This window comes from Sutterella sp. (assembly GCF_030539355.1).
Taxonomy (GTDB): Bacteria; Pseudomonadota; Gammaproteobacteria; order Burkholderiales; family Burkholderiaceae_F; genus Sutterella.
The window spans coordinates 1-1,917 of the sequence record NZ_JAUNSF010000195.1 but is presented as its reverse complement, the minus strand read 5'-3'; the positions used below and the strand labels follow the sequence as shown (position 1 = coordinate 1,917).

Genomic DNA, 1,917 nt, shown 5'->3' with positions numbered 1-1,917 from the left:
ACCGTCTCAAAGTCCCTGAGGTTGTTGTGGCTCAAATTCCCGTAGGGCTAACAGACCGGGAGAAGCAGATCACGGCCGCTTGTTTTAGTATTTGAGTCTGTGACCGATTTCTCCCCGAAGACTCCACCCCGAATTCTCCCCCATGGCGCTTCTTGACACACCCCAGCCGGATCTGACGCTCGAGGAACTGCGATTTCTCGTGACGCTCGCGCAGACCCAGAGTCTGACGACCGCGGCGAGCCGTCATGGGCTGAGCATGGGCTCCGCCTCGAGGCGTCTCGCGCGCCTGCGCGAGGTCTTCGAGGACGAGCTCTTCGTGCGCTCGGGGATGCAGATGCTCCCGACGCAGCGCATGCGCGAGCTCCTGCCGAGGATTTCGAAGCTCCTCTCGACCTCCCGGTCGCTCTTCTGCGACGAGGAGTTCGACCTCGAGAACACGCGCCGCACGGTGCGCATCCTCGCCGTCGACAACGCCGTGATGACGATCCTGAAGGACGTCTTCGGGCGCCTCGCGCACTCCGCGCCCCATGCCTCGATCGAGATCATTCCCGTGAACGACGGCATGCTCGAGCACCTGCGCTCGGGCCGCGCCGACCTCGCGATCTACCCGCTCCGGAACGTGCCGAAGGACTTCCACTCGCTCGAGCTCTACCGCTCCCGCCGCGGCGTGCTCGTGAGGGACCGCCATCCCCTCATCGACCTCTACACCGAGAAGGGACGTCTCACGCTGGAGGACCTGCAGGCCTACCGCTCGGTCACGATCAATTTCTCGGGCGCGCCGGAGCACATCACGCAGGCGGCGAGCGGCCAGCAGAACTTCGAGACGGCCGTCTCGATGCCCTACTTCCTCGGCGTCCCCTACGCGCTCATGCAGACCGACTACGTCTTCACGGCGCCCGTGCTCACGCTGATGCACTTCCTGCGCGTCGAGCAGTTCAACCTGCGCATGCTCCCCGCGCCCCAGGAGATCAGCGCCTTCTCGCCCTCCCTCGTCTGGCACCACGGCACGCAGACCGATCCCTTCATGCAGTGGATCCGCGGCGTCATCACGAACTGCGCCCGCGCGGAGGCGAAGCGCCTCGGCGCCATGGAAGCGGCAGACTGAGCCGGCTCGTAGCAACACAATCAAACACCTGCCGTCCTTTTCCGCGGCCGCAGGTGCTAAATTGCTTCTCAGGAAACACATGTGAACCTGAGGAGTCAGTCATGCGCAAGTCGATTCTCAGAGCCGCCGCGGCCCTTCTCCTCGCCGCCGCCCTCACGGGCTGCTCCACCTACGTTGTGGTCTCGTCCGACCCCGAGGGCGCCGTCATCACGAGCGCAACGGGAGAGGAGAACTTCGGCCGCGCCCCGGTGCGCATCCCCTACCGCACGAGCGCGCTCGAGGAATCGGGCGGCATGATCCCGGGCTTCGTCGCCACCTGGCCCTCGGGCGCCACTGCCGCGACGGCGTCGCCCTTCCGGGTCGAGAGCCTGCGCGCGGACACCCGCATCGAATTGAAGCGCCCCGCGGACGCGCCGGACCTGGAGCAGGACCTCCGCTTCGCGCTCGAGCGCGCGCAGCGCCGCGCGGACGCGGCCGAGCGCGAGCGCGACCACCTGCTCATGCACCACTACGACCTCTGGCCCTGGGGGCCGCCCCTGATGCCGCTCCCCGGCGTGATGTGGCGATAGTTCTGATTCACCCGCAACGGCTCCGGAAACGGAGCCGTTTTTTCATGCCTTTGGGCATGAAATCAGGGTAAATACCTAGACACGCGCATTTTTGCAAGTTCCGTAGAAATTTTCAATGCAACCCATTGATTTTTATAAGAACATTTATAAATGAGAATCGTTTGCAACGTCTCTTGCAAATTTCACAACTTAAGGGGGCTTCTATAAACTAAGTGCCTGATTTATATCAAGAATCAGGGATTT

The 1,917-nt window shown here is 63.3% G+C and carries 2 protein-coding genes; both read left to right on the top strand.

Annotation, left to right across the window (positions count from 1 at the left end; all coding sequences use genetic code 11):
- Positions 1 to 142: 142 nt before the first annotated feature.
- Positions 143 to 1,105 (top strand): LysR family transcriptional regulator, encoded by a 963-nt coding sequence (locus Q4F91_RS13460; RefSeq protein ID WP_303338244.1) that lies wholly within the window; start codon positions 143 to 145, stop codon positions 1,103 to 1,105.
- Between the two features lie 101 nt (positions 1,106 to 1,206).
- On the top strand, positions 1,207 to 1,674 hold the full coding sequence (locus Q4F91_RS13455; RefSeq protein WP_303338243.1) for a hypothetical protein: 468 nt from the start codon (positions 1,207 to 1,209) through the stop codon (positions 1,672 to 1,674).
- Positions 1,675 to 1,917 lie beyond the last annotated feature (243 nt).

Bases quoted from the DNA above. Each gene is read 5' to 3' on its own strand.
- Q4F91_RS13460 (WP_303338244.1), top strand. From the start codon at position 143: ATGGCGCTTCTTGACACACCCCAGCCGGATCTGACGCTCGAGGAACTG.
- Q4F91_RS13455 (WP_303338243.1), top strand. From the start codon at position 1,207: ATGCGCAAGTCGATTCTCAGAGCCGCCGCGGCCCTTCTCCTCGCCGCC.